The sequence below is a fragment of the Oleiphilus sp. HI0123 genome, from assembly GCF_001635315.1.
Genome location: NZ_LWGE01001774.1, coordinates 1 through 596, shown reverse-complemented (window position 1 = coordinate 596; position 596 = coordinate 1). Strand labels below are relative to the sequence as shown.

The 596-nt window shown below is 43.5% G+C and carries 2 protein-coding genes; both read left to right on the top strand.

Features of this window, described 5'->3' with window-relative positions; genetic code table 11:
* A partial coding sequence (locus A3761_RS23920) for a methionine adenosyltransferase domain-containing protein (protein WP_197473224.1) occupies positions 1-225 on the top strand: 225 nt, incomplete at its 5' end.
* A gap of 102 nt (positions 226-327) precedes the next feature.
* Positions 328-596 (top strand): adenosylhomocysteinase (locus A3761_RS23915; RefSeq protein ID WP_197473223.1); only part of this gene is annotated, 269 nt, incomplete at its 3' end.

The following is a 596-nucleotide window of genomic DNA, read 5'->3' as shown; positions in this document are numbered from 1 at the left end:
ATCCGTGAAGTTTTCGATCTTCGACCTTATGCAATCCAGAATCAACTAGAATTGCTTTATCCGATGTACCAAATTACTGCTGCCTATGGACATTTCGGACGCGAACCTTTTGAGCATACCTATAGTTACAAGGAAAACGGCGAAGAGAAAACTAAGACCTTCACCGCTTTCACCTGGGAAAAAACTGACAAGATCGATGCCTTGAAAGCAGCTGCAAAGGTTTAAAGACAGTAATTTTTACTAATACGACAGACTGAACCTACTTCAGCCTGCACTCAATATTACGTTGGCCGGAAAGCAATCCGGCCCACAAGACAGGACATAATTATGAGCTTCACAGATTATAAAGTTGCCGACATCAATCTAGCCGATTGGGGCCGTAAAGAAATTCAAATCGCTGAAGGCGAAATGCCTGCACTGATGGCTTTACGTAGAAAATATAAAGAAGCACAACCATTGGCTGGTGCAAAAATCATGGGTTGTATCCACATGACAATCCAGACAGCAGTTCTAATCGAAACTTTGGTCGACCTTGGTGCTGACGTTCGCTGGTCATCATGTAACATTTTCTCTACTCAGGATCATGCAGCAGCGGC